At 64.2% G+C, this 21,634-nt stretch carries 19 protein-coding genes; 9 read left to right on the top strand and 10 right to left on the bottom strand.

Features of this window, described 5'->3' with window-relative positions:
• Window positions 1-39 precede the first annotated feature (39 nt).
• From JQK88_RS19730 to JQK88_RS19720, 3 genes are all read right to left on the bottom strand, one after another.
• Window positions 40-1,920 carry a PAS domain S-box protein gene (locus JQK88_RS19730; RefSeq protein ID WP_203279190.1) on the bottom strand — a complete coding sequence of 627 codons (1,881 nt, stop codon included), beginning with the start codon at window positions 1,918-1,920 and terminating at the stop codon, window positions 40-42.
• A gap of 252 nt (window positions 1,921-2,172) precedes the next feature.
• Window positions 2,173-2,811, bottom strand: coding sequence for an NrsF family protein (locus tag JQK88_RS19725; RefSeq protein WP_192258275.1), 639 nt, complete (start codon window positions 2,809-2,811; stop codon window positions 2,173-2,175).
• Between the two features lies 1 nt (window position 2,812).
• Window positions 2,813-3,349 (bottom strand): sigma-70 family RNA polymerase sigma factor, encoded by a 537-nt coding sequence (locus JQK88_RS19720; protein ID WP_112562252.1) that lies wholly within the window; start codon window positions 3,347-3,349, stop codon window positions 2,813-2,815.
• 204 nt (window positions 3,350-3,553) lie between these two features.
• Here JQK88_RS19720 and JQK88_RS19715 point away from each other — a divergent pair, with 204 nt between their 5' ends.
• From JQK88_RS19715 to JQK88_RS19705, 3 genes are all read left to right on the top strand, one after another.
• Window positions 3,554-4,561, top strand: a complete 1,008-nt coding sequence (locus JQK88_RS19715; protein ID WP_203279167.1) for an iron ABC transporter substrate-binding protein — start codon at window positions 3,554-3,556, stop codon at window positions 4,559-4,561.
• A gap of 154 nt (window positions 4,562-4,715) precedes the next feature.
• On the top strand, window positions 4,716-6,287 hold the full coding sequence (locus JQK88_RS19710) for an ABC transporter permease (protein WP_203279166.1): 1,572 nt from the start codon (window positions 4,716-4,718) through the stop codon (window positions 6,285-6,287).
• A complete protein-coding gene (locus JQK88_RS19705) occupies window positions 6,284-7,366 on the top strand; it encodes an ABC transporter ATP-binding protein (RefSeq protein WP_203279165.1) in 1,083 nt (360 codons plus the stop codon). The genes JQK88_RS19710 and JQK88_RS19705 overlap by 4 nt, the downstream gene beginning before the upstream one ends.
• Before the next feature lie 12 nt (window positions 7,367-7,378).
• Here the strand turns inward: JQK88_RS19705 and JQK88_RS19700 are convergent, their stop codons facing one another.
• The 5 genes from JQK88_RS19700 to JQK88_RS19680 all read right to left on the bottom strand — a co-directional run bounded on the left by JQK88_RS19700 (window position 7,379) and on the right by JQK88_RS19680 (window position 12,634).
• Window positions 7,379-8,182 carry a phosphodiesterase gene (locus JQK88_RS19700; RefSeq protein ID WP_203279164.1) on the bottom strand — a complete coding sequence of 268 codons (804 nt, stop codon included), beginning with the start codon at window positions 8,180-8,182 and terminating at the stop codon, window positions 7,379-7,381.
• 75 nt (window positions 8,183-8,257) lie between these two features.
• Complete coding sequence (ugpC, locus tag JQK88_RS19695; RefSeq protein WP_192258280.1) at window positions 8,258-9,358, bottom strand: sn-glycerol-3-phosphate ABC transporter ATP-binding protein UgpC; 1,101 nt, start codon at window positions 9,356-9,358, stop codon at window positions 8,258-8,260.
• 10 nt (window positions 9,359-9,368) lie between these two features.
• A complete protein-coding gene (locus JQK88_RS19690; RefSeq protein ID WP_192258281.1) occupies window positions 9,369-10,283 on the bottom strand; it encodes an ABC transporter permease subunit in 915 nt (304 codons plus the stop codon).
• Window positions 10,284-10,290: 7 nt separating this feature from the next.
• Window positions 10,291-11,175 (bottom strand): carbohydrate ABC transporter permease, encoded by an 885-nt coding sequence (locus JQK88_RS19685; protein WP_203279163.1) that lies wholly within the window; start codon window positions 11,173-11,175, stop codon window positions 10,291-10,293.
• A gap of 106 nt (window positions 11,176-11,281) precedes the next feature.
• Complete coding sequence (locus tag JQK88_RS19680) at window positions 11,282-12,634, bottom strand: extracellular solute-binding protein (RefSeq protein ID WP_192258283.1); 1,353 nt, start codon at window positions 12,632-12,634, stop codon at window positions 11,282-11,284.
• A 281-nt stretch (window positions 12,635-12,915) separates the two neighbouring features.
• Here JQK88_RS19680 and JQK88_RS19675 point away from each other — a divergent pair, with 281 nt between their 5' ends.
• The gene (locus JQK88_RS19675; protein WP_203279162.1) at window positions 12,916-13,959 is read left to right on the top strand and encodes an endonuclease/exonuclease/phosphatase family protein; all 1,044 of its coding nucleotides are present in this window, start codon (window positions 12,916-12,918) and stop codon (window positions 13,957-13,959) included.
• Window positions 13,960-14,086: 127 nt separating this feature from the next.
• Window positions 14,087-16,531 carry a bifunctional diguanylate cyclase/phosphodiesterase gene (locus tag JQK88_RS19670; RefSeq protein WP_203279161.1) on the top strand — a complete coding sequence of 815 codons (2,445 nt, stop codon included), beginning with the start codon at window positions 14,087-14,089 and terminating at the stop codon, window positions 16,529-16,531.
• Here JQK88_RS19670 and tlpA read toward each other — a convergent pair.
• Window positions 16,528-17,223: a thiol:disulfide interchange protein TlpA gene (gene tlpA, locus JQK88_RS19665; protein ID WP_203279160.1), complete on the bottom strand. Its 696-nt coding sequence runs from the start codon at window positions 17,221-17,223 to the stop codon at window positions 16,528-16,530. The genes JQK88_RS19670 and tlpA overlap by 4 nt on opposite strands.
• Window positions 17,224-17,258: 35 nt before the next feature.
• Here tlpA and argH point away from each other — a divergent pair, with 35 nt between their 5' ends.
• The 3 genes from argH (at window position 17,259) to lysA (ending at window position 20,263) form a co-directional block, all read left to right on the top strand.
• A complete protein-coding gene (gene argH / locus JQK88_RS19660) occupies window positions 17,259-18,659 on the top strand; it encodes an argininosuccinate lyase (RefSeq protein ID WP_203279159.1) in 1,401 nt (466 codons plus the stop codon).
• Window positions 18,660-18,728: 69 nt separating this feature from the next.
• A complete protein-coding gene (locus JQK88_RS19655; RefSeq protein ID WP_112562243.1) occupies window positions 18,729-18,935 on the top strand; it encodes a hypothetical protein in 207 nt (68 codons plus the stop codon).
• 59 nt (window positions 18,936-18,994) lie between these two features.
• On the top strand, window positions 18,995-20,263 hold the full coding sequence (gene lysA / locus JQK88_RS19650; protein ID WP_203279158.1) for a diaminopimelate decarboxylase: 1,269 nt from the start codon (window positions 18,995-18,997) through the stop codon (window positions 20,261-20,263).
• A gap of 20 nt (window positions 20,264-20,283) precedes the next feature.
• Here the strand turns inward: lysA and JQK88_RS19645 are convergent, their stop codons facing one another.
• Window positions 20,284-20,586, bottom strand: coding sequence for an ArsR/SmtB family transcription factor (locus JQK88_RS19645; protein WP_203279157.1), 303 nt, complete (start codon window positions 20,584-20,586; stop codon window positions 20,284-20,286).
• A gap of 50 nt (window positions 20,587-20,636) precedes the next feature.
• Here JQK88_RS19645 and JQK88_RS19640 point away from each other — a divergent pair, with 50 nt between their 5' ends.
• Window positions 20,637-21,578, top strand: a complete 942-nt coding sequence (locus JQK88_RS19640; RefSeq protein WP_203279156.1) for a threonine/serine dehydratase — start codon at window positions 20,637-20,639, stop codon at window positions 21,576-21,578.
• Window positions 21,579-21,634 lie beyond the last annotated feature (56 nt).

Genomic DNA, 21,634 nt, shown 5'->3' with positions numbered 1-21,634 from the left:
CCGTCCGGAATTGCGTAAAAACAAATGCTTCGAGCGCCGTCAGGACGCTGCCGCGAGCGGCGGCTCGGCTTGGCCCTTTGACCCGTTATCGTCAGGCGCCACGGAAACACAGCCGCGGCCGGCGGCCTTGGCCGCATAGCAGGCGGCATCGGCGCGTGCGATGATCTCGTCGACTTCGCCGCTGCGGATCGGCGCCACCCCGATGCTGGCGTCGATCGCATGCGGCCGGCCGTCCCAGCTGAACTGCAGGCTGCGGATGGCATCGATGATCGAGCGGGCGGCAATCCTGGCGCCCGCGCTCGACCCCGATTTCAGGATGACCGCGAATTCATCGCCGCCGAGGCGGGCGATGATATCCTCCGGCCCAAGCGCGCCGCGAATAGCCTCGGCAACCCGCTTCAGCAGGGCGTCGCCGGCGGCGTGGCCGCCGGTGTCGTTGACCAGTTTGAAATGGTCGAGGTCGATGAACATGAAATGATGCTCGCCCGCCGGTGTTGCCGAGCCGGCCTTGCAGCTCCGGTCGACCAGCTCTTCCATGGTGCGGATGAAGCTTGAGCGATTGGCAAGGCCGGTCAGCGCGTCATGCGCGGCCGCGTAGGCGAGCTGGCGCTGCAAGGCGCGCGCATCGGTGAAATCCTGGAAGACGATGACCAGGCCGCAGAATTCCTGGCGCTCGTTCATGATCGGCGACACCACCTGGCGGATGCTGCAGCGCGTGTCGTCACGGCGGATCAGCACCGCGCGGCTGTTCTGATCGGCGGGGCTGGGGCCGCCGAGCGCCGGCCGCGTCATGCCGATCCTTTGCCCGGTCTCCTCATCCACCGCCCAGTAGACATGGCCAAGCGTCTTGCCGAGCGCCTCTGCGCCGGCAACGCCGGTCAGCTTTTCGGCGATCGGGTTCATGAAGGTGATGCGGTTGGCGGCATCGGTGCAGATGACGGCGTCGCCGATCGACTGCAGCGTCACCCTCAGCCGTTCCTTCTCATCCGCCAGCGCCGCCGCCGACACAATCAGGCTTTCCTCGGCCTGCTTGCGCTGGGTGATGTCGGTCAGGCTGCCTATGGCCCGGATCAGCCGGCCTTCGCTGTCGCGCTCGAGCGTCTTGCCGCGATCGAGGATCCAGACCCAGTGGCCGTCCTTGTGACGCATCCTGAACTCGGCTTCGAAAAACGGCGTCTTGCCCTCAAGATGGGCGCGATCGGCCTCGGCCACATTCTCGCGGTCGTCGGGATGGATCATCGTCAGCCAGCGGTCGGGGTCGCCGTCCAGCTCGCCCTCGGCATAGCCCAGCATCTTCACCCAGGCGGCGGAATAGGTGGTGCCGCCCTTGCGCATGTCGAGGTCCCAGACGCCTTGTCCGGCGCTGGCCAGGGCAAAGTTCCAGCGCGTTTCGGCCTCGGCTATGCGTGCCTCGGATTGCTTGCGCGCGTCGATATCCTCGATCTGCGAGACGAGGTAGAGCGGACGGCCGCTCTTCTCGTCGCGAATGACGGAACCGGCAAGATAGGCCCATACCGGCGTGCCGTCCTTCTTGAGGTAACGCTTTTCGAACTGGAAGGCGTTGACGGTGCCCGCCCGGATGCCGTCCATGGTCTCACGGCCGATCTGCACATCGTCGGGATGCGTAATTTGGAAGAAGGTCAGCGCCTCGATCTCTTCCTTGCTGTAGCCGAGCATGGCGGCGAAGGCCGGATTGGTTTCCTGGATGCGGCCGTCGACGCCGACAATGGCGATGCCGATCGCCGAATCCTCCATGGCGCGGCGGAAGCGCTGCTCGCTCTCGGCAATCTGCCGACGGTCGTCCAGTATCCGGTAAATGAAGAGGGCGGCGAGCATCAGCGCCACGGCGGCGACCGGCACCGATATCAGCAGACAGAGCTTCAGCACTTCGGCACTGACGTCGAGCCGCGACAGCAGCATCGCCACGACGGCGGCGCAAAATCCTCCGGCCGCGAACACCAAAGCCACGTGACCGTCAGCCCGCAGGCTTTTTCGTTTCCACCGCGTCACTGTGCATGCCACCCCGTGCGCAACACATTTCTGCGAGAAGCCTTGGATGATCGATTTTAAGGAAAGGTTTCGCCGGAGCCATCGGCAACACGGTTAACCCGCAAACAATTGCCGGCATGATTAAGGATCGGTGATTATTGCGGGCTATCTCAGGCGGGCCGGTTACCAGCGCACGAAGAACCGTCCCCCGAGCGCGCCGAGCCCGGCGAGGACGGCGATGGCGAGCGTATACCAGGTGGCGACGAAAAGCGGCGAATCGTCGAAGCAGTGCGCAGCGTAAAAGGTCGCCGCCAGGCCGCCGGCGAGCAGGCCCGCGACCGCACCGGCAAAGACCGGCCGCGTCGGCGCGCCATAGCGCAGCATCCATAGGAAAACGGCAAGCGGCCCGATGCCGATCAGCGGGATGAAGCCCATGCAGATCATCATGTTGGAGCCGACCATGCGGGTGCTCCACATCGGCTCCGGCACCATGAACAGTTCGAGAGCCACGGCCACAGCCACAAGCAGCGGCGCAGCCGCCATCCAGGCTGCGGCTCTCGCCGTCGAGGCGCCCGGTGTCGACAGTGCCCGGATTAGGCCAAAGGCGGTGATGGCAAGCACGATGGTGAAGACGAATTTCGCCAGGAAGCGCATGGTGTGCATGGCGATCATGATGTCGGGACGCGGACCGATGGTGAGGAAGAAAACCACCGCCGCGATCACCACCGCCGCAGCCGCAGCCATCCACCAGGCGGAGCGCAGCGGCATCGCCTTGCTGCTGATATCAGCGTCGAGTGCCCTGATGAGATCTTCGGTTCTCATGTCACTGCCGCCCGAAGCGTTTGGCGATCGCGGCAAGCCCGCGATGCAGCGATACCCGCACCGCCGTCTCGCTGACGCCGAGCTTGGCCGCTGTCTCGCCGATCGAGCGGCCATCGACCGATATGGCCGAGACTACCGAACGCTGCGCCGGCGGCAAGCCGTCCAGAGCCCGGTTGATGTCGCGTTCGCTGACGGTCTCGGTCTCCGGCTCGGCAAAGGTCTCGGCGATCTCATCGATCTCGATCTCGATGCGCCGTCCGCGCCGTCGGAAGGCATCGATCAGCTTGAAGCGGGCAATCGCATAGATCCACGGCAGCACCGGCGCATCCTGGCGCCAGGTATGCCGTTTCACATGAATGGCCAGCAAGGTTTCCTGCACGACATCCTCGGGATCGACCCCGCCCTGTACGATCTTGCGCCTGACAAAGCCGCGAACCAGTGCGGCGATCCGGTGCAGAAAGTCGGCGTAAGCCCTTTCGTCTCCCGCGATCGCGGCCCGCATCAGCCGGGAAAGCTCGGCCTCATCCTTGCCGCTCACAAGAGTTCACTCCCCGATCTTCGCGCTTCGGCGCTGATTTGTTACGTGGCCAACGAAATAATGTCCAAGCCAAAGTGCCGCAAAATCACGAAAGTTTGCGGGCGAGCGACGGATTGAAGCAGCCCACCAATGTTGACTATGGTAATCAGGTATTGGTAGGTGCAGCCGTGCAAAACCAGAACCGCCGAGATCGAGGATGACACCATGAAATATGCTCTTTCCACCCTGGTCGGCGCCACCGCGCTGGCAATCAGCCTGATCGCCGGTCCGGCGATGGCGGAAGATGCCGGCATTATCGTCTACAACGCCCAGCACGAGAGCCTGGCCAAGGAATGGGTCAATGGCTTTACCAAGGAAACCGGCATCAAGGTCACTTTGCGCAATGGCGGCGACAGCGATTTCTCCAACCAGATCGTCGCCGAGGGCGCTTCTTCGCCAGCCGACGTGTTCCTGACCGAGAACTCCCCGGCCATGACCCTGGTCGAAGCGGCGGGCCTTTTCGCGCCGGTCGACGCCGATACGCTGGCCCAGGTTCCGGCTGAATTCCAGCCGAGCAGCGGCAGATGGGTGGGTGTCGCGGCGCGCAGCACCGTCTTTGCCTACAACAAGACCAAGCTCACCGCCGACCAGCTGCCCAAATCGATGCTCGATCTCGCCGATCCGAGCTGGAAAGGCCGCTGGGCCGCCTCGCCGTCGGGCGCCGACTTCCAGGCCATCGTCAGCGCGCTGCTTGAGCTCAAGGGCGAAGCCGCCACCGCCGACTGGCTGAAGGCGATGAAGGAGAATTTCACCGCCTACAAGGGCAACGGCACGGTGATGAAGGCGGTCAATGCCGGCGAGATCGAAGGCGGCATCATCTACCACTATTACTATTTCGGCGATCAGGCCAAGACCGGCGAGAACAGCAAGAACGTCGAGCTGCACTATTTCAAGAACCAGGATCCCGGCGCTTTCGTCTCGATTTCTGGCGGCGGCGTGCTGGCCTCGAGCAAGCATCCGAAGGAAGCCCAGGCGTTCCTGAAATGGGTGACCGGCAAGGGCGGTCAGGACGTGCTGAAGACCGGCACGTCCTTCGAGTACGCGGTCGGCAAAGGCGCCGACTCTAATCCCAAGCTGGTGCCGCTGGCCGATCTGCAGGCGCCGAAGGTCGACCCGGCAAAGCTGAACTCCAAGAAGGTGACCGATCTGATGACGGCAGCCGGCTTGCTTTAGTCCGCGTTCGTCCTAAAAGGGCAACGTTTGCGCTCCTGCGAGGCTTTCCGCAGGAGCGCTCTGTTTTCGGGATGGCATTGTCCATGACGACACATTGCGTTTCCGGCCGCGCCTGCGGCGCCCCCGCTCCGGCGGCAGTGGCGCGGCCGAGCTGATGCAATCTGCGGTCGATCTCGCGCGTTCAGGCCAGGCAGCCAGGCGGTCCCGCCGGCAGCCCATGTCCTGGATCGCTCTTGCCGCCATAATCGTCTCGCTGCTGTCGCTGCTGCCGCTTGCCTTCATCATCTGGATCGCCGTGCAGACCGGCTGGGATACCGTCTCGGCCCTGGTCTTCCGGCCGCGCGTCGGCGAACTCCTGATCAACACCGTGCTTCTGGTGGCGCTCACCGTCCCCATCGCCATCGTCGTGTCGATGGCGCTGGCTTGGCTGACCGAGCGCAGCGACCTGCCCGGCGCTCGCCTCTGGGCCTGGCTGTCGGTGGCGCCGCTCGCCATCCCCGCCTTCGTGCACTCCTATGCCTGGATTACCCTGGTGCCGGGACTGCACGGCCTTTGGGCCGGCGTGCTGGTGTCGGTCCTCGCTTATTTCCCGTTCCTCTATCTGCCGATCGCGGCGTCGCTGCGCCGGCTCGATCCCGCTTTGGAAGACGCAGCCGCAGCGCTCGGCCTCGGACCGTGGCGCGTGTTCGCACGCGTCGTGCTGCCACAGCTGAGACTCGCCATTTGCGGCGGCGCGCTGCTGGTTGGCCTGCATCTGCTGGCCGAATATGGCCTCTATGTCTTCATCCGCTTCGACACTTTCACCACCGCCATCGTCGACCAGTTCCAGTCGACCTTCAACGGACCCGCCGCCAACATGCTGGCCGGCGTCCTGGTGACCTGCTGCTTCGTGCTGCTCGCTCTGGAGGTGTTGGTGCGCGGCGAAGAGCGCTATGCCCGCGTCGGCTCAGGTGCGGCGCGCCACTGGCAGCGCAGCAGGCTCGGACGCGCCACGCTGCCTTGCCTGGCTCTGCCTGCCATCATTACGCTACTCGCCATCGGCGTGCCCTTCGTCACCATCGGCCGCTGGCTGGTCGCCGGCGGCGCCGATGTCTGGCGTTTCGACGAGATCGGCCTGGCGCTTGGCCAGACGCTGTTCCTGGCGCTCGCCGGCGCCCTGCTTGCGACCATCGCCGCCATGCCGATGGCATGGATCTCGATCCGGGCGCCGGGGCCGCTGCAGCGGCTGCTCGAGGGCTGCAACTACATTGTCGGCTCGCTGCCCGGCGTCGTCATTGCACTGGCGCTGGTCACCATCACCGTGCGCATCGCCATGCCGCTCTACCAGACGCTGTTCACCATCCTGGTCACCTATGCCCTGATGTTCCTGCCGCGCGCTCTGATCAGCCTCCGCGCTTCGATCGCGCAGGCGCCGATCGAGCTCGAACGTGCCGCCGCCAGCCTCGGCCGGCCGCCGCTGAAAGCGCTGTGGTCGACGACGATCCGCCTTTCGGCGCCTGGGGCCGCCGCCGGCATGGCGCTGGTGGCGCTCGGCATCATGAACGAGCTGACCGCCACCCAGATGCTGGCGCCCAACGGCACGCGCACGCTGGCCATGGCGTTCTGGTCCTACAGCGGCGAGATCGACTATGCCTCCGCCGCCCCTTACGCCTTCATCATGGTGGCGATGTCGCTGCCGCTGACCTGGCTGCTCTATGTCCAGTCGAAACGGATGGTCGGACGATGAGCTTTCTCGAAATCAGCGGCCTCACCAAGCATTACGGCCCGGTCGCAGCCCTTGCCGGCATCGACCTCAGCGCCGCCAGCGGCAGCCGCACTGCGATCGTCGGGCCGTCCGGCTGTGGCAAGACCACCTTGCTGCGACTGATCGCCGGCTTCGAGGCGCCCGACCAGGGGCGCGTCGTGCTCGACGGCCAGGTGCTGGCCAATGGCGGCCATGCCGTGCCGGCGCATCGCCGCGGCATCGGCCTGGTGGCGCAGGACGGCGCGCTGTTTCCGCATCTCAGCATCGCCGACAATATCGGCTTCGGCATGGCCCGCGGCGAGGACCAGCGCACCGAGCGGATCGCCGAGCTTGCCTATACGGTCGGGCTCGACAAGGCGATCCTCAAACGCCGCCCGCACCAGCTCTCGGGCGGCCAGCAGCAGCGCGTGGCGCTGGCCCGCGCCATGGCGATGAAACCCAGGCTGATGCTGCTCGACGAGCCGTTCTCGGCGCTCGACACCGGCCTGCGCGCCTCGATGCGCAAGGCAGTTGCCGAATTGCTCGAAGCTGCCGGGATCACCACCATCCTGGTCACCCACGACCAGGCCGAGGCGCTGTCCTTCGCCAGCCAGGTCGCGGTGATGCGTGACGGGAAGTTCTCGCAGGTCGGCACGCCGCGTGAACTCTATCTGCAGCCGAAGGACCGGATGGTCGCCGAGTTCCTTGGCGACGCCATCATCCTGCCGGCAAAGGTTTCAGGCGGCTTCGCCACCTCCTCGCTCGGCCGCATCGCCGTCGACTCGAAGGAGCGCCGCGACATCGCCCGCATCATGCTGCGACCGGAGCAGGTGCAGGTAAACCGCACGTCGCGCGAAGGCATGTCGGGCCCGCCGGGCACGATCTTCGCCGAGGTGACGGACTCGGAGTTCGCCGGCTCGATGTGCACGATTGCGGTGCGGCTGTTGAACAACCCAGATCCGCCTGACGCAGCCGCGATCGGCAACACGCCGCTGATCCTGCGCAAGCCTGGCATCGACACGCCTGCCGTCGGCGAGATCGTGCGCTTGACCGTCTCCGGCAAGGCGCACGTCTTCGCCTAGCGAGATCAGCTCCTAGTCAACCCTCTCGCCCGTCGCCGGCGACCAAAGCGGCCAAGTCTCGAGGAAGTCGTTGTTGTGCACGACCACGCGTCGCGCGGCGGCGTCGATGAGCACGATGCCGTAGGTCGGCGGCGCCTGCTCGACAACCTCCTCGCCGACCAGGTCGAGCATGAAGCGGGCATGCAGGCCGCGCTGCGCGGTGAACGGGATGCCGGCGACCATGCCGGCAATGTCGCGATGGACATGGCCGAAGAAGATATGGCCGACATTACCATGGCGCGTCAGCACCTCGAGGAAACGCTGGGGCTGTTCCAGCCCGAGCGGGTCGAGCAGCGGCAGGCCGAGCTCGACCGGCGGATGATGCAGGAAGATATAGGCCTGTCGTCCCGCCGCTTCAGTGAGCCGCGCGTCGAGCCAGGCAAGCCGCTTGTCGCAGAGTTCGCCAGTGACGCGGCCTTCGGCCAGGCTGTCGAGGAACAAAAGCGACACTTCCGACGTATCGACGACCGACTGCACGAAGCCATTGTCGTCGATCGGGTTTTCGGGAAATGCCGCCACCAGATTGGCCCGCCGGTCGTGATTTCCCGGCAGCAGCCGGTATGGCAGCGAAAGCCGGCTCAAGGCCGATTTGAGATCGGCGTAGCTTTCAGGCACCCCGGTCTCGGTCAGGTCGCCGCTGAAGACGCAAAGGGCGGCATCACCATGGCGGGCATTGATGTGGTCGATGCAGCGGTCGAGCCGCTCATGCAGGTTCGCGCCATAGCGGATCTCGCCGCGTCGTCCCAGATGGACATCGGTGACCTGGATGATTTTCATGCGACTTTTCCTTGGGAGATTGCTTAGCCGTCCGTCCGAAGCGGACGGGAATGCGCTTGCCGATGGCTGCAAAAATCAGAGTGCCGGTTCCGGCACCGAAGCCTTGAACACGTCGAGGCGACTGCCGGTCTCGGACGAGAAGAAGTGCAGGTCGGCTTCAGAGAACTGCAGGCCGACCGTGCTGCCCGGCACCGGATGCACTGTCTCTGACGTCACCACTGAGAATGGTGCGCCGTCGAGATCGACATAGACGACGCGTCCGGCGCCGAGTTCTTCGACCAGATCGACGGTCGCTTCGAGAGCGCCCGGCGTGCCCGCCGCAACCAGACGTACGGACTCCGGCCGGATGCCGGCCGCGACCTTGCTGCCGACCGGCAGGCCGGTGCGCGAAACGTTGAGCTTGCGGCTGTCGCCAAGCAGCGACAGGCCGTCGAGCGTCACCGTGCCTTCGAGAATGTTCATTGCGGGTGCGCCAACGAAGGTGGCGACGAAACGGCTCGCCGGGCGGCTATAGACTTCGGCCGGCGTTCCGACCTGTTCGACGCGGCCGCCATTCATCACCACCAGCCGGTCGGCCAGCGTCATCGCCTCGACCTGGTCGTGGGTGACGAACACCGAGGTAGCGGCGAGCCGGCGGTGCAGTTTGCGGATTTCGGAGCGCATCTGCACCCGCAGCTTGGCGTCGAGGTTGGACAGCGGCTCGTCGAACAGAAACACCTTCGGCTCGCGGATCATGGCGCGGCCCATGGCGACGCGCTGGCGCTGGCCGCCGGACAGCGCCATCGGCTTGCGGTCGAGCAGATGCTCGAGCTCCAGCGTGCGCGCAACCGCCTGGATGCGCTGCGTCCGCTCGGCGGCGGGAACACCCGATACTTTCAGCGAATAACCGATGTTCTGCGATACGCTCATATGCGGGTAGAGCGCGTAGTTCTGGAACACCATGGCGCAGCCGCGCTCGCGTGGCTCGAGCTTGTTGACCACCGTGCCGTCGATGGCGATCGTGCCGCCGGAAATATCCTCCAGCCCGGCGATCATGCGCAGCAGTGTGGACTTGCCGCAGCCGGATGGCCCCAGGATGACGACGAACTCGCCGGACGCGAAGTCGAGGCTGACGCCGTGCACGACCTGCATCTTGGCGTAGCTCTTGGTGACGTCGCGAATGGTGATGGAGGCCATTGTTTGCTCCTTATTTTTCGGTGGCAATCAGGCCGCGCACGAACCAGCGTTGCATAAGCACCACGACGACCAGCGGCGGCAGCATGATGATCAGCGTGCCGGCCATGGCAATGTGCCATTCGGGGGCGCCGCCGACATTGGGGATGAGCTGTTTGAGTTCGGTCACCGCGGTGGCATGCGACTGGTCGGTTGTGATGAGCAGTGGCCACAGATACTGGTTCCACGCCCATAGGAACATGATGGTGCCGAGCGCGGCCATATTGTTGCGCGACAGCGGCAACAGGATATCGATGAAGAAGCGCAGCGGTCCGGCGCCGTCCATGCGCGCTGCCTCGGTCAACTCGTCGGGAACGGTCAGGAAGAACTGCCGGTAGAGGAAGGTGCCGGTGGCGGTGGCGATCAGCGGCAAGATCAGGCCGGGATAGGAATTGAGCATCCCCAGATTGAGCGCGACATGCACGCCCGAAACCTTCTCGATCAGCCAGGATAGACCGGTCAGATCCATGATCGTCTGATAGGGTTCGAGCACATTGGCGACGACCGCATAGGTCGGCACGATGCGCACCTCCAGCGGCAGCATCAGCGTCACGAAGATCAGCCAGAAGATGAAGGTGCGGCCGGGATAGCGGAAATAGACGATCGAGAAGGCGGTGAGCGCCGAGATGATCACTTTGCCGGCGGCGACACCGGTTGCCATGATGAAGCTGTTGAGCAGCTTCGGCCCGAGGTCGGCCGTTGCCCAAGCCGTCTTGATGTTGACCCAGAAGTCGCTGCCCGGCAGCAGCGACATCGGCACGTCGTTGACGTCCTTGAGGTTGTGCGATGCGGCGATGGCTACGATCACGAACGGCGCGATGCAAAATACGAAGCCGACGAACAGGATCACATGGGTGAAGAAATTCAGGAACGGGGTGCGCTCTACCATGATCATCTCACCTGTAGTGCACGCGCCGCTCGATGAAGCGGAACTGGAAGATGGTCAGCACGATGATCAGCATCATCAGGATGATGCTCTGTGCGGCAGCACCGGAATAGTCCAGCCCTTTGAAGCCGTCGGAATAGATCTTGTAGACCATCAGATTGGTGGCGTTGGCCGGGCCACCCGAGGTCATGATGTCGACGATGCCGAAGGAATCCTGGAAGCTTTCGGTGATGTTGATGACGAGCAGGAAGAAGATCGTCGGTGTGATCAGCGGGAACTGGATGTCCCAGAAACGCCTGATGACGCCGGACCCGTCCATCGCCGCCGCCTCGATTAGCGAGCGCGGTATGGCCTGGAATGCGGCGAGGAAGAAGATGAAGTTATAGCCGACATATTTCCAGGAAAAGGCGACGATGATCGACGCCATGGCATCAGCGCCATCAAGGCCGGGATCCCAGAAGCCGGGCCAGACCTGGTTGACGACGGCCATGAAGCCGGCTTCCGGCGCCAAGATGAAGCGGAACGCCAGCGCCAGCGCAGGCGCGGCGATGCCGTAGGGCCAGATCAGCACCACTCGGTAAAGGCGCGAGCCGGCAAGCTGGCGATCGGTGAGCGCGGCAAGCACCAGCGCGATGAACATCGCCAGCCCGGTGCTGATACCGGCAAAGATGAGGCTGGCGCTGATCGAATTCCAGTAATCTGCGTTGGACAGGATCGAGCGGAAATTGTCGAGCCCGACCCAGATGTTGCCGCCGCCCCATGGCTGCTGCAACGTCAACGACCAGTACACCGCCTGGCCGGCAGGCCAGTAGAAGAAGGTGAAGATTAAAAGCAGCTGCGGCACCGCGAAGAGGATGCCGATAGTCCACCTGCTGAAGGTAACGCGTTTTTCCATTGATCCGCCCAGGCCGTTGAACCGCCGGCCCGTTTTCCTGCATCGAGACTAGATGCGAAATGGCCGCCCGTCGATTCTTGGCGGGCGGCCATACCGGTATCCGGGGTTAGGGCAGGGTCTTGCCCGGATAGGTCTGCTGGAAGCGCTCAAGGATGGCGTCGCCATTCTTGACCAGCGTGTCGAGGCCTTCCTGGACGCTGACCTTGTTGGCGAAGATCGCCTGCATCTGGGTGCCGAACTCGGCGCGGATCTGGGTGAAGTTGCCCAGACGGATGCCGCGGGTGATTTCCGTTGGCTCCGACGCGGTCAGGCTGGCGATCGCGACTTCACGGCCCTTGTAGGGCGCCTTGTCATAGAAGCCCTGGGACTTCAGGTAGTCGAAGCCCGACTTGGTCACCGGGATGTAGCCGGTGTTGGTCGACCAGAACAAAGCGGTCTTGGGGTCGTGGATGAAGTTCAGGAACGCGGCCGCGCCCTTGTATTCGGCGTCCGACTTGCCGGAAAGCACCCACAGCGACGCGCCGCCGACCAGCGAGTTCTTGCGCTCGGTGCCGGCATAGACCGGCAGTTCGGCGACATCCCAGTTCATGCCTTCCTTCTGCGTGCGGCCGACGGTGCCGTGGTCGCCGACCGAGGTCAGGATGACCTGGCAGGTGCCGGTCGCGAAGGACTGCACCATATCCTGGCCGAGGTCCTTGGACTTGATCTTGATCAGGCCGGCATCATACCACTTCTTCAGATCGGTGACATACTGGACGAACTTGGTCTTGTTGACTTCCAGACGGGCGTCGAGGCCGTCATAGCCATTGTTCTTGGTGGCGATCGGCTGGTTGTGCAGCGCCGAGAACTGCTCCATCAGTTGCCAGCTTTCATTGGCCGAGATGTTGATCGCCATCGGGCATTCATAGCCGGCGTCCTTCAGGGCCTTGAGGTCGGTGGCGACATCTTCCCAGGTCTTCGGTGCCTCTGTCTTGCCGATCTTGGCGAAGGCGTCCTTGTTCCAGTACATCAGCGGGGTCGAGGAATTGAACGGGAACGAGAGCATCTCGCCCTTCGACGTCGCATAGTAGCGGGCGATGCCGGGGAAATAGTCGGCGTAGTCGATCTTGTAGCCGTTTTCTTCCATCAGCTTGTCTGCGGGCTTGTAGGCGCCCGACAGCATCATGGTGGCGGTGCCGACGTCATAGACCTGCACGACGGCAGGCTGCTTGCCGGCGCGGAAGGCGGCGATGGTGTTCTGCAGCGTGGCGTCGTAATTGCCCTGGCTGGTGCAGACGACTTCATAGTCGGCTTGCGAAGCGTTGAAGTTCTTGCACAACGTATCGACGACGCGGGCGAGGTCGCCCGACAGGCCGAACCAGAAATCGAATTTGACCGGCTCCGCGGCAGCCGGCTGCGCCAGCGCGATGCTGAAGGCGCCGGCGGCAAGGGCCGCAAGGCCCTGCTTGAAGATCGACATGGATTTTATCCCTCTTGAGTGGCTGATGACATCAGGCTTTGCGCAAGTCCCTTGCCGCTCTCATAGAGAAGGTATGTGACAGTTCTGTTGTGCCCTTTCAGGCCTGTGGACAGCCAGTCTCTCCTCCTCGACGGCCACGCCGGCATGAAACCGTCACATCGACGCTCTAGGTAGCTAGGGCGCCTCGGAACGGCGAAAAGACCCTGCCGAAAGAATGATTATCCGGCTAATGTATCCTGCCAGATGACGGCGCCAGATGGCGGACTTGAGTGGAGAGACGAATGCTGGTCCAGCAATTGACGCATGTGCCCGTCGCCGACCGCCAGGCGATGCGCGAAGGCCCGCGCGACAGCGCTACCCATCTGCGTCATGCAGCCGCCATTCCCGCGCTCGGCCAGATCGAGATCGGCGGCACGGCGTCGCGCGATAAGGCTGGCGAGGCCCTGACCGTTGTGGCCTGGAACGTTGAGCGGCTTCGCTACGGCGATGCCATCGCCGCAACGCTTGCCGCCCAGTCTCCCGACGTGGTGCTTTTGTCCGAGGTCGACAACGGCATGGCGCGCTCCGGCAATGGCCATCCATTGCGGACGCTGGCTGACCGGCTCGGCCACGCCTATGCCTATGGCGTCGAGTTCGTCGAGCTCGGCGGCGGTAACGAGGCTGAGCGCGCAAAAACTGGCGAAGCCGCCAACAGCGAGGGCTTTCACGGCAACGCCGTAACCAGCGTCGTGCCCTTGCAGCGGCCCTTTCTGGTGCGCCTCGACGCGGCCGGCGGCTGGTTCCGGCCGGAGTGCGGCCAGCCGCGCATTGGCGGCCGCATGGCGATCGGCGGCCAGGTGCAGCTCGGCGACCGTCGGGTAACGGTCGTCTCGGTGCATCTCGAAAACCGCACCGATCCTGCCGGCAGGGCCGACCAGACCCGCCATCTCCTCGATGCCATCGACAGATACGATCCCGAGGCGCCGGTGCTGATCGGCGGCGACTTCAACACGTTGACCGCCACCCATGAGGAACGCAATGACGATCCTGTCGCATGGCGAGCGCGCATCGCGGCCGAGCCCGGCCGGCTGATCGATGACGTCGAACGCCACGAACCACTGTTCGCCGTCCTTGCCGGGCGCGGTTATGGCTGGCAGGCCGCCAACAATCTCGATTTGCCGACACAGCGGCGCGAGGCCGGCAATCCGGCACCAGTCGGCCGCATCGACTGGTTCTTCACCCGTGGCCTTGCGGCAAGCGCCCCTTCAGTTCTGCCCGCGGTGCTTCCGGATGGCCGCCCAAGCTCCGATCACGAAGCGCTGCTCGTGACCGTGCGCTTGGTATGAGAAAAGATCGCCGCAAGGTACAACCCGAAAAACCCGCTGTAGTTGTGGCGCGCATAACCGATTCTTCAAGCGTCCCGCACTAATCAAGTCGATGGCTTGATTGCTGCGGGAGAGCAGGTGGGGCGAGATGCTGACGGTCTATAATTGCATCGTGCACGAACACGATCTGAAACTGGTCGCACTGGCAGCCCTTATTTGCGGTATTTCTTCGTTCTCGGCGGTCAATCTGCTTCGCCATGTCGACCGCTCAAGCGAGCGCAACCGCTATACCTGGCTGATGATATCAGCCACTTCCACGGGCTTCGGTATCTGGGCGACGCATTTCATCGCCATGCTTGCCTTTTCTCCGGGAATACCCAACGCGTACAATGCGGAACTGTCGGCGCTTTCGCTCGCCGCTTCCGTCGCCCTGACAGCCGCCGGCATGTGGATTGCCACCTTGCGCCGGGGCATCGACTACGCTTTGGTCGGCGGCGCGATCCTCGGTGCCGGCATCGCCGCTATGCACTATATCGGCATGGCCGCTTTCGAAGTCGAAGGGCGCATCGTCTGGAACTCGCTTCTGGTCGCCGTCTCGCTGCTGGCAGGCGTCACCCTCGCCGCGCTGGCGCTGCTGGTCGTGCTGCGGCGCCCGTCCATGCAGGCGACCATCGGCGCCGCCGTCCTGTTGACGCTGGCGATCTGCACCTTGCATTTCATCGCCATGGGCGCGGTGTCGATCTTCCCGGACTCCTCCATTGAGATATCGCAGTTCACGGTCGAGCCGGTATCGCAGGCCTTCGCCGCCGCTGCAGTCAGCCTGGCGATCCTGGTGCTTTCAGCCGCGGCACTGTGGATCGACCTGCGCTTCCGTCGTCACAAGCTCGAGGCCGAGCGTATGCACGACCTCGCAAACGCCGCCGTCGAGGGCCTGATCGTCTGCGACGGCACCCGCATCGTCAGCGCCAATGACAGCATCGCCGCTCTCACCGGCATGGCGCCGGAAGCGCTGAACGCGATGCTGCTCGGCGACCTTTTCGGCGAACGCACCGCAGCCAGCATGTCCGACTGCAGCGGACAGGCACTGGAGGCCGAGTTGAGAAGCCATGACGGCACCGCCATCCCCGTCGAATTGATCGCCAGGAGCATCGACTATTGCGGCAAGCGGCACAGCGTCGTTGCAGTACGCGACATCCGCGAACGCAAGAAGGCCGAGCAGGAGATCCTGCGCCTCGCCCACTTCGACCCGCTGACCGGGCTCCCCAACCGCCGCAGTTTCTCCGGCCGGCTCGAGGCCGAAATTGCCGCAATGAGCCGCGGCGGCAAGGGCGGGCATCTTGCGCTGTTGCTGCTCGACCTCGACCGCTTCAAGGAAGTGAACGACCTGTTCGGGCACGGCGCCGGCGATGCCATGCTGCAGAAGGTGGCGCTATGCGCCTCCGGCGTGCTCCGCCAGGGGCAGATGCTGGCGCGTCTCGGCGGCGACGAGTTCGCCATCATCGCCCCGAACCTTTCTGATCCGCAGGCAGCCGGCCGCATCGCCGAGGCGGTGCTGGCGTCGATGCGCGAGGAAAACCGGCAGTCGGTCGGCGGCGGCCTGGTGTCGGCCAGCATCGGCATTGCACTTTATCCGCTCGACGCCGATGAACCGACAGCCCTGGTCAGCCACGCCGACACCGCGCTCTATCGCGCCAAAGCCGAAGGCAAGGACACCTACCGTTATTTCGAGGCCTCGATGGGCGCCGAGGCGCGCGACCGGCGCGTGATGGAGCACGAGCTGCGCCAGGCCATAGCGCGCAATGAGTTTCGGCTCGTCTACCAACCGCAAAAGGAGATCAGCAGCGGGCGGATGGTCGGGTTCGAGGCGCTGATCCGCTGGCGCCATCCGCAGCGCGGTGACGTGTCGCCGGCGACCTTCATCCCGGTGGCCGAAGACAGCGGCGTCATCATTCATATCGGCGAATGGGTGCTGGCGACAGCCTGCGCCGAGGCTGCCCGCTGGAAGAGCCCTCTCACCGTCGCGGTCAATGTCTCGGCGGTGCAGCTCCACAACCCGAATTTCAGCCGCAAGGTCCACGAGGTCCTCCTCGCCTCCGGGCTAGCGCCCAGCAGGCTCGAACTCGAGATCACAGAAACGGCGCTGGTCAAGGATATGCCGCGCGCGCTCGCCACCTTGCGGCAGGTCAAAGCGCTGGGCGTGCGTGTGGCGATGGACGATTTCGGCACCGGCTACTCCTCGCTGTCCAACCTTCGCGCCTTCCCCTTCGACAAGATCAAAATCGACGGCTCGTTCATCAAATCGGTCGACAGCAACGGCCAGGTGGCGGCCATCGTGCGCGCCGTTCTGGGGCTTGGCCGTGGTCTTGGCCTGCCGGTTCTGGCCGAGGGCGTCGAGACGCTGGGCGAACTGAAATTCCTCGACGCCGAGGCCTGCGAGATTGGCCAGGGCTATTATCTTGGCCGGCCGAGCCCGATCGAGGCGTTCAGCGAACTGACCGGCGTCACTGCACCAGCTGGGGACGACGCCCCGATCAAACCGCGCAGCGGCAGCATCCTGATGCTCGAACCGGCGGCGGCGCTTCGCTCAGCCTAAGGCGCGAGTACGGCCTCGACGAGCCGCTTGGCATCCGGTCCCGACCATTCGGCCGGACCATTCATATGGGCGACCAGGCAGCCTTCGCCGTCGATCAGCATGGTGACGGGAAGGCCAAGCGCCAGGCCGCGCGTCTTGACGTCGTTGAACAACGCCAGCGTCGAATCCCGATAGAAACCAAGCTTCTCGATGCCGATGTCGCCAAGGAATTTCTTCGGCTTCACATCGTCGCCGGCATCGACATTGACCGCGATCACCTCGAAGGCGTCGCTGCCCTTTTCCTTCTGCAGCGCATCAAGCGCCGGCATTTCGGCACGGCAAGGCGCGCACCATGTCGCCCAGAGATTGAGCAGCACCGTCTTGCCGGCATGGTCGGCGATCGTCATCGGCTTGCCGTCGGGACCGTTGAAGGCCAGGCTTTTCAGCGATTGCGGCGGATCGGCGGGCAGCAATGCGGCAACCTGGCCCGTGGCCGCGGCGGCGACCTTCTTGGCACGGTCGCTCTTGGCGGCACAGGCGACGTCGTCCTTGCCGCCGCCAGTGGCAGCTTGCGCCGGCGTGCTGCCGGAGGCTGCGTTGTTGCCAGAACCGCTGTCGCTGACATATACCGCGACCGCGCCCGCCAGCACGCCCGCCACCAAAGCGGCAAGGATCAGGCGCGGGGCCGGGAAGTATCTATTGCCGTCTGCCATTATTCTAAAACTGCTCCGGAGCACGGGTTATAGCGATGAGCGACAAGAAGGCCAGTAACCAGATGTGGGGCGGACGTTTTGCCTCGGGTCCGGCCGCCATCATGGAAGCGATCAACGCGTCGATCTCGTTCGACCGCAAACTCTATGCGCAGGACATAAGAGGTTCGATCGCCCATAGCGAGATGTTGGCGCAAACGGGCATTATTTCGGCGGCCGATCAAGAAAAAATCGCTCACGGCCTGAACACGATCCTGAAAGAGATCGAGGTCGGCACGTTCGAATTCTCGACCCGTCTGGAAGACATCCACATGAATGTCGAGGCACGCCTCTCCGATCTGATCGGCTCGGCCGCCGGCCGCTTGCACACCGCCCGCTCGCGCAACGACCAGGTCGCGGTGGACTTGAGACTCTGGGTCAAGGACGAGTGCTTCCGTGTCGCCGAAGCGCTGAAGGGTCTGATATCAGCCTTCCTCGAGCGGGCCGAGGAGCATGCGGCAACCGTCATGCCGGGCTTCACCCATATGCAGGCAGCGCAGCCGGTGACCTTTGGCCATCACTGCATGGCCTATGTCGAGATGTTTTCGCGCGACCTGTCGCGCGTCCGCGACGCCATCGAGCGGATGGATGAAAGCCCCTTGGGCGCGGCAGCCCTTGCCGGCACCAGCTTCCCGATCGACCGCCACCAGACCGCAAAAGCGCTCGGCTTCCGCGAACCGATGCGCAATTCGCTGGACAGCGTTTCCGACCGCGATTTCGCGCTGGAGTTCTTAGCCCTGGCAGCGATCTGCGCTACGCATCTGTCTCGGCTCGCCGAAGAGATCATTATCTGGTCGACGCCGCAGTTCGGCTTCATCAGGCTGTCGGATTCCTTCTCCACCGGCTCCTCGATCATGCCGCAGAAGAAGAACCCGGACGCCGCCGAACTGGTACGCGGCAAGACCGGCCGCGTCACCGGCCATCTGGTCGGCCTGCTGATGGTGATGAAGGGCATGCCGCTGACCTACGGCAAGGACATGCAGGAAGACAAGGAATCCGTCTTCGACGCCGCCGAAACGCTCGATCTGATGCTGGCGGCGATGACCGGCATGGTGCGCGACATGACGGTGAACGCCGCCGCCATGAAAAAAGCCGCTGGCTCAGGCCACGCGACCGCGACCGACCTTGCCGACTGGCTGGTGCGCACGCTGGGCCTGCCTTTCCGCGAGGCGCATCATGTCACAGGCCGCGCGGTGGCGCTGGCTGAAGAGAAGAAGGTCAGCCTGGAGAAGCTTTCGCTGGAGGACCTGCAGTCGATCAACCCCGGCATCACCCAGGACATCTTCTCGGTGCTTGCGGTGCAGAATTCGGTCAAGAGCCGCACAAGCTTCGGTGGCACCGCGCCGTCGGAAGTCAGGAAGCAGATCCGTACCTGGAAAAAGCGCATCGCCAAGGCATGATGCCGGGGTGCAATGCGCCGAAAACTCGGTTAAAAGCGCAGCACATAAAAGTTTCGGACGGATGGATCGATGACCGCACGCAGGATTTTGGTGACGCTGACGCTGCTGACGGCGATGGTCGCCGTAACCGCCTGCGGCCGCAAGGCCGGTCTTGACACGCCCTATGAAGCAGCCGTCCAGGCCCGCAAGGACGCCGAGCGCGCCAAGCAGCCCGTGCCGCCGGAGCCGGAAAAACCGGTCGTGGACAAGAAGTTCATCCTCGACCCGCTGCTCTAGAGCCGACGAGACCGGCTTAGTTTATCTGGTCTCTTGCTCCAACTTCCGGAAACACTCTCGTGAACCATTTCGACTACCGCGACGGCGTGCTCCATGCCGAGGACGTGGCGATACCAGACATCGCCGCAAGCGTCGGCACGCCGTTCTATTGTTATTCGACGGCAACGCTGACCAGGCATTTCCGTGTCTTTGCCGGGGCCTTCGCCGGGCTCGACACGCTGGTCTGCTATGCCTTGAAGGCGAATTCCAACCAGGCGGTGCTGCGCACGCTGGCAAGGCTGGGCGCCGGCGCCGACACCGTCTCGGAAGGCGAAATGCGCCGCGCGCTCGCCGCCGGCATCCCGGCCAACAAGATCGTGTTTTCCGGTGTCGGCAAGACCGCGCGCGAAATGGATTTCGCACTCGAGGCCGGCATTCTCTGCTTCAACGTCGAATCCGAGCCGGAGCTGGAATTGCTGTCGGCCCGCGCCACGGCACTCGGCAAGGTGGCGCCGGTCTCGCTGCGCATCAACCCGGATGTCGACGCTAGGACGCACAGGAAGATCTCCACCGGCAAGGCCGAGAACAAGTTCGGCATTCCGTGGCAAAGGGCGCGCCACGTCTATGCCCGTGCCGCCGGCTTGCCGGGCATCAAGCCCATCGGCATCGACACCCATATCGGCAGCCAGATCACCGAGTTGCAGCCCTTTGACGACGCCTTTGCGCTTCTGGCGGAACTGGTCGGCGCGCTGCGCGCCGATGGCCACGCCGTCGAGCATGTCGATCTCGGCGGCGGCCTCGGCATCCCCTACCGCACCGACAACAGCCCGCCGCCTCTGCCCGATGCCTATGCCGAGACCGTCAGGAAGCATCTGACAAAGCTTGGGGTGAAGGTGATGTTCGAGCCGGGCCGGCTGATCGTCGGCAATGCCGGCATCCTGGTCTCGGAAGTGATCTTCGTGAAGGAAGGCGACGCCAAGAATTTCCTCGTCGTCGACGCCGCCATGAACGATCTGATCCGGCCGACGCTCTACGATGCCTTCCACGACATCAAGCCGGTGGTGCAGCCGCCGACCGACACGCCGCGCATGGCGGTCGATGTCGTCGGCCCGGTTTGCGAGACCGGCGACTATCTCGGCCTCGACCGTGACCTGCCCCGGCTGAAGTCTGGCGACCTGATTGCCGTCTCGACAGCCGGCGCCTATGGCGCGGTGCAATCCGGCACCTACAACACAAGGCTTCTGGTGCCTGAGGTTCTGGTCGACGGCGACCGCTTTCATGTCGTGCGCCAGCGCCAGACCTATGACGAGCTGATCGGCCTGGATTCGGTGCCCGACTGGCTTGCATAGAAGCCGCCGCGCCGGCTGCGCTATAGCCGGTTCTGGATGAGCATCCTTGTGTCGGCGATCTTGTCCTCGTCGCGGCGGTAGAACGTCCATTGCTTGATGCGCTTGGGGCGCAGCAGGCCGGCCTGGGTAAGCACGCGCATATGCTCGGAGAGCGTCGCCTGCGTAATGCCGAGCTTCTCTGCGATCAGCAGCGCGCAAACGCCGTCCTCGACCAGATCGCCGTCTGCCTGGACCGGGAAGTGCGCCCGCGGATCCTTCAGCCAGTCGAGGATCTGCAGTCTGCGTTCGTTGGCGATCGCCTTGAAGACATCAACCTCTTGCATTTAGCCATTTTGCCAAGTTACTAATTGCTGTCAATCCCAAGGAGATGGTCATGACCAACGGCAACAGCATCACGCGCGAACGCATTGCCGCGATGGAGCCGCGCATCCGCCCCTATGTCAGACACACGCCGGTGTTGCGCGTCGACATGGCCGATTTTGGCCGGCCGCCACTGGCGGTCGACCTCAAGCTCGAATGCCTGCAGCATTCCGGCTCGTTCAAGGCGCGCGGCGCCTTCACCAATCTGCTGGAACGGCCGGTGCCCGCGGCCGGCGTCGTCGCGGCGTCGGGCGGCAATCATGGCGCCGCTGTCGCCTATGCCGCCATGCGGCTCGGCCACAAGGCGACGATCTTCGTCCCCGAAGTCAGCCCGCCGGCCAAGCTTCAGCGCATCCGCGGCTACGGCGCCGAACTGATCGTCGGCGGCGCCCGCTATGCCGAGGCGCTCGCTGCCAGCGAGGCTTTTGCCGAAAAGACCGGCGCCTTGCAGATCCACGCCTTCAACCAGGAAGAAACACTCGTCGGCCAAGGCACGCTTGGCCTCGAAATCGAGCAAGACTTGCCTGAAATCGACACGCTGCTGGTCGCCGTCGGCGGTGGCGGCCTGATCGGTGGCATCGCCGCCTGGTTTGCCGGCCGCATCAGGATCATCGCCATCGAACCCGAGGGCGCGCCGACGCTGCATCGTGCCTTCGAGGCCGGCCACCCGGTCGACGCGCCAGCCGAAGGCGTCGCCGCCGATTCGCTGGCGCCCAAGCGCGTCGGCGAAATGATGTTCCCGATCGCCGAGGCCTTCGTCGAGCGCTCCATCCTGGTCACCGACGATGCCATCATCGCCGCGCAGAAGGCACTGTGGGAGCGGGTGCGGATCATCGCCGAGCCGGGCGGCGCCGCGGCCTTCGCAGCGCTGTTGTCCGGCCGCTACACGCCGGCGCCGGGCGAACGGATCGCGGTCCTGGTCTGCGGCTCGAACACCGATCTAGCGAAATTCTGAGTCTTGCTTTGACTGAATTGCGGGTGGAAACCCGCCAAAGCTCTTCAAGTTTTCCG

This window comes from Mesorhizobium caraganae (genome assembly GCF_016836705.1).
Lineage (GTDB): Bacteria > Pseudomonadota > Alphaproteobacteria > Rhizobiales > Rhizobiaceae > Mesorhizobium > Mesorhizobium caraganae.
The sequence above is the reverse complement of the archived record's forward strand: the minus strand, read 5'-3'. Positions and strand labels throughout refer to the sequence as shown.

Coding starts and splice junctions, on each gene's coding strand:
- JQK88_RS19715 (WP_203279167.1), top strand. CDS start 3,554: ATGAAATATGCTCTTTCCACCCTGGTCGGCGCCACCGCGCTGGCAATC.
- argH (WP_203279159.1), top strand. CDS start 17,259: ATGAGCGACAAGAAGGCCAGTAACCAGATGTGGGGCGGACGTTTTGCC.
- JQK88_RS19655 (WP_112562243.1), top strand. CDS start 18,729: ATGACCGCACGCAGGATTTTGGTGACGCTGACGCTGCTGACGGCGATG.
- tlpA (WP_203279160.1), bottom strand. CDS start 17,223: ATGGCAGACGGCAATAGATACTTCCCGGCCCCGCGCCTGATCCTTGCC.
- JQK88_RS19690 (WP_192258281.1), bottom strand. CDS start 10,283: ATGGTAGAGCGCACCCCGTTCCTGAATTTCTTCACCCATGTGATCCTG.
- JQK88_RS19640 (WP_203279156.1), top strand. CDS start 20,637: ATGACCAACGGCAACAGCATCACGCGCGAACGCATTGCCGCGATGGAG.
- JQK88_RS19680 (WP_192258283.1), bottom strand. CDS start 12,634: ATGTCGATCTTCAAGCAGGGCCTTGCGGCCCTTGCCGCCGGCGCCTTC.
- JQK88_RS19705 (WP_203279165.1), top strand. CDS start 6,284: ATGAGCTTTCTCGAAATCAGCGGCCTCACCAAGCATTACGGCCCGGTC.
- JQK88_RS19730 (WP_203279190.1), bottom strand. CDS start 1,920: ATGCTGCTGTCGCGGCTCGACGTCAGTGCCGAAGTGCTGAAGCTCTGT.
- JQK88_RS19725 (WP_192258275.1), bottom strand. CDS start 2,811: ATGAGAACCGAAGATCTCATCAGGGCACTCGACGCTGATATCAGCAGC.
- JQK88_RS19710 (WP_203279166.1), top strand. CDS start 4,716: ATGCAATCTGCGGTCGATCTCGCGCGTTCAGGCCAGGCAGCCAGGCGG.
- JQK88_RS19675 (WP_203279162.1), top strand. CDS start 12,916: ATGCTGGTCCAGCAATTGACGCATGTGCCCGTCGCCGACCGCCAGGCG.
- JQK88_RS19670 (WP_203279161.1), top strand. CDS start 14,087: ATGCTGACGGTCTATAATTGCATCGTGCACGAACACGATCTGAAACTG.
- JQK88_RS19645 (WP_203279157.1), bottom strand. CDS start 20,586: ATGCAAGAGGTTGATGTCTTCAAGGCGATCGCCAACGAACGCAGACTG.
- JQK88_RS19700 (WP_203279164.1), bottom strand. CDS start 8,182: ATGAAAATCATCCAGGTCACCGATGTCCATCTGGGACGACGCGGCGAG.
- ugpC (WP_192258280.1), bottom strand. CDS start 9,358: ATGGCCTCCATCACCATTCGCGACGTCACCAAGAGCTACGCCAAGATG.
- JQK88_RS19685 (WP_203279163.1), bottom strand. CDS start 11,175: ATGGAAAAACGCGTTACCTTCAGCAGGTGGACTATCGGCATCCTCTTC.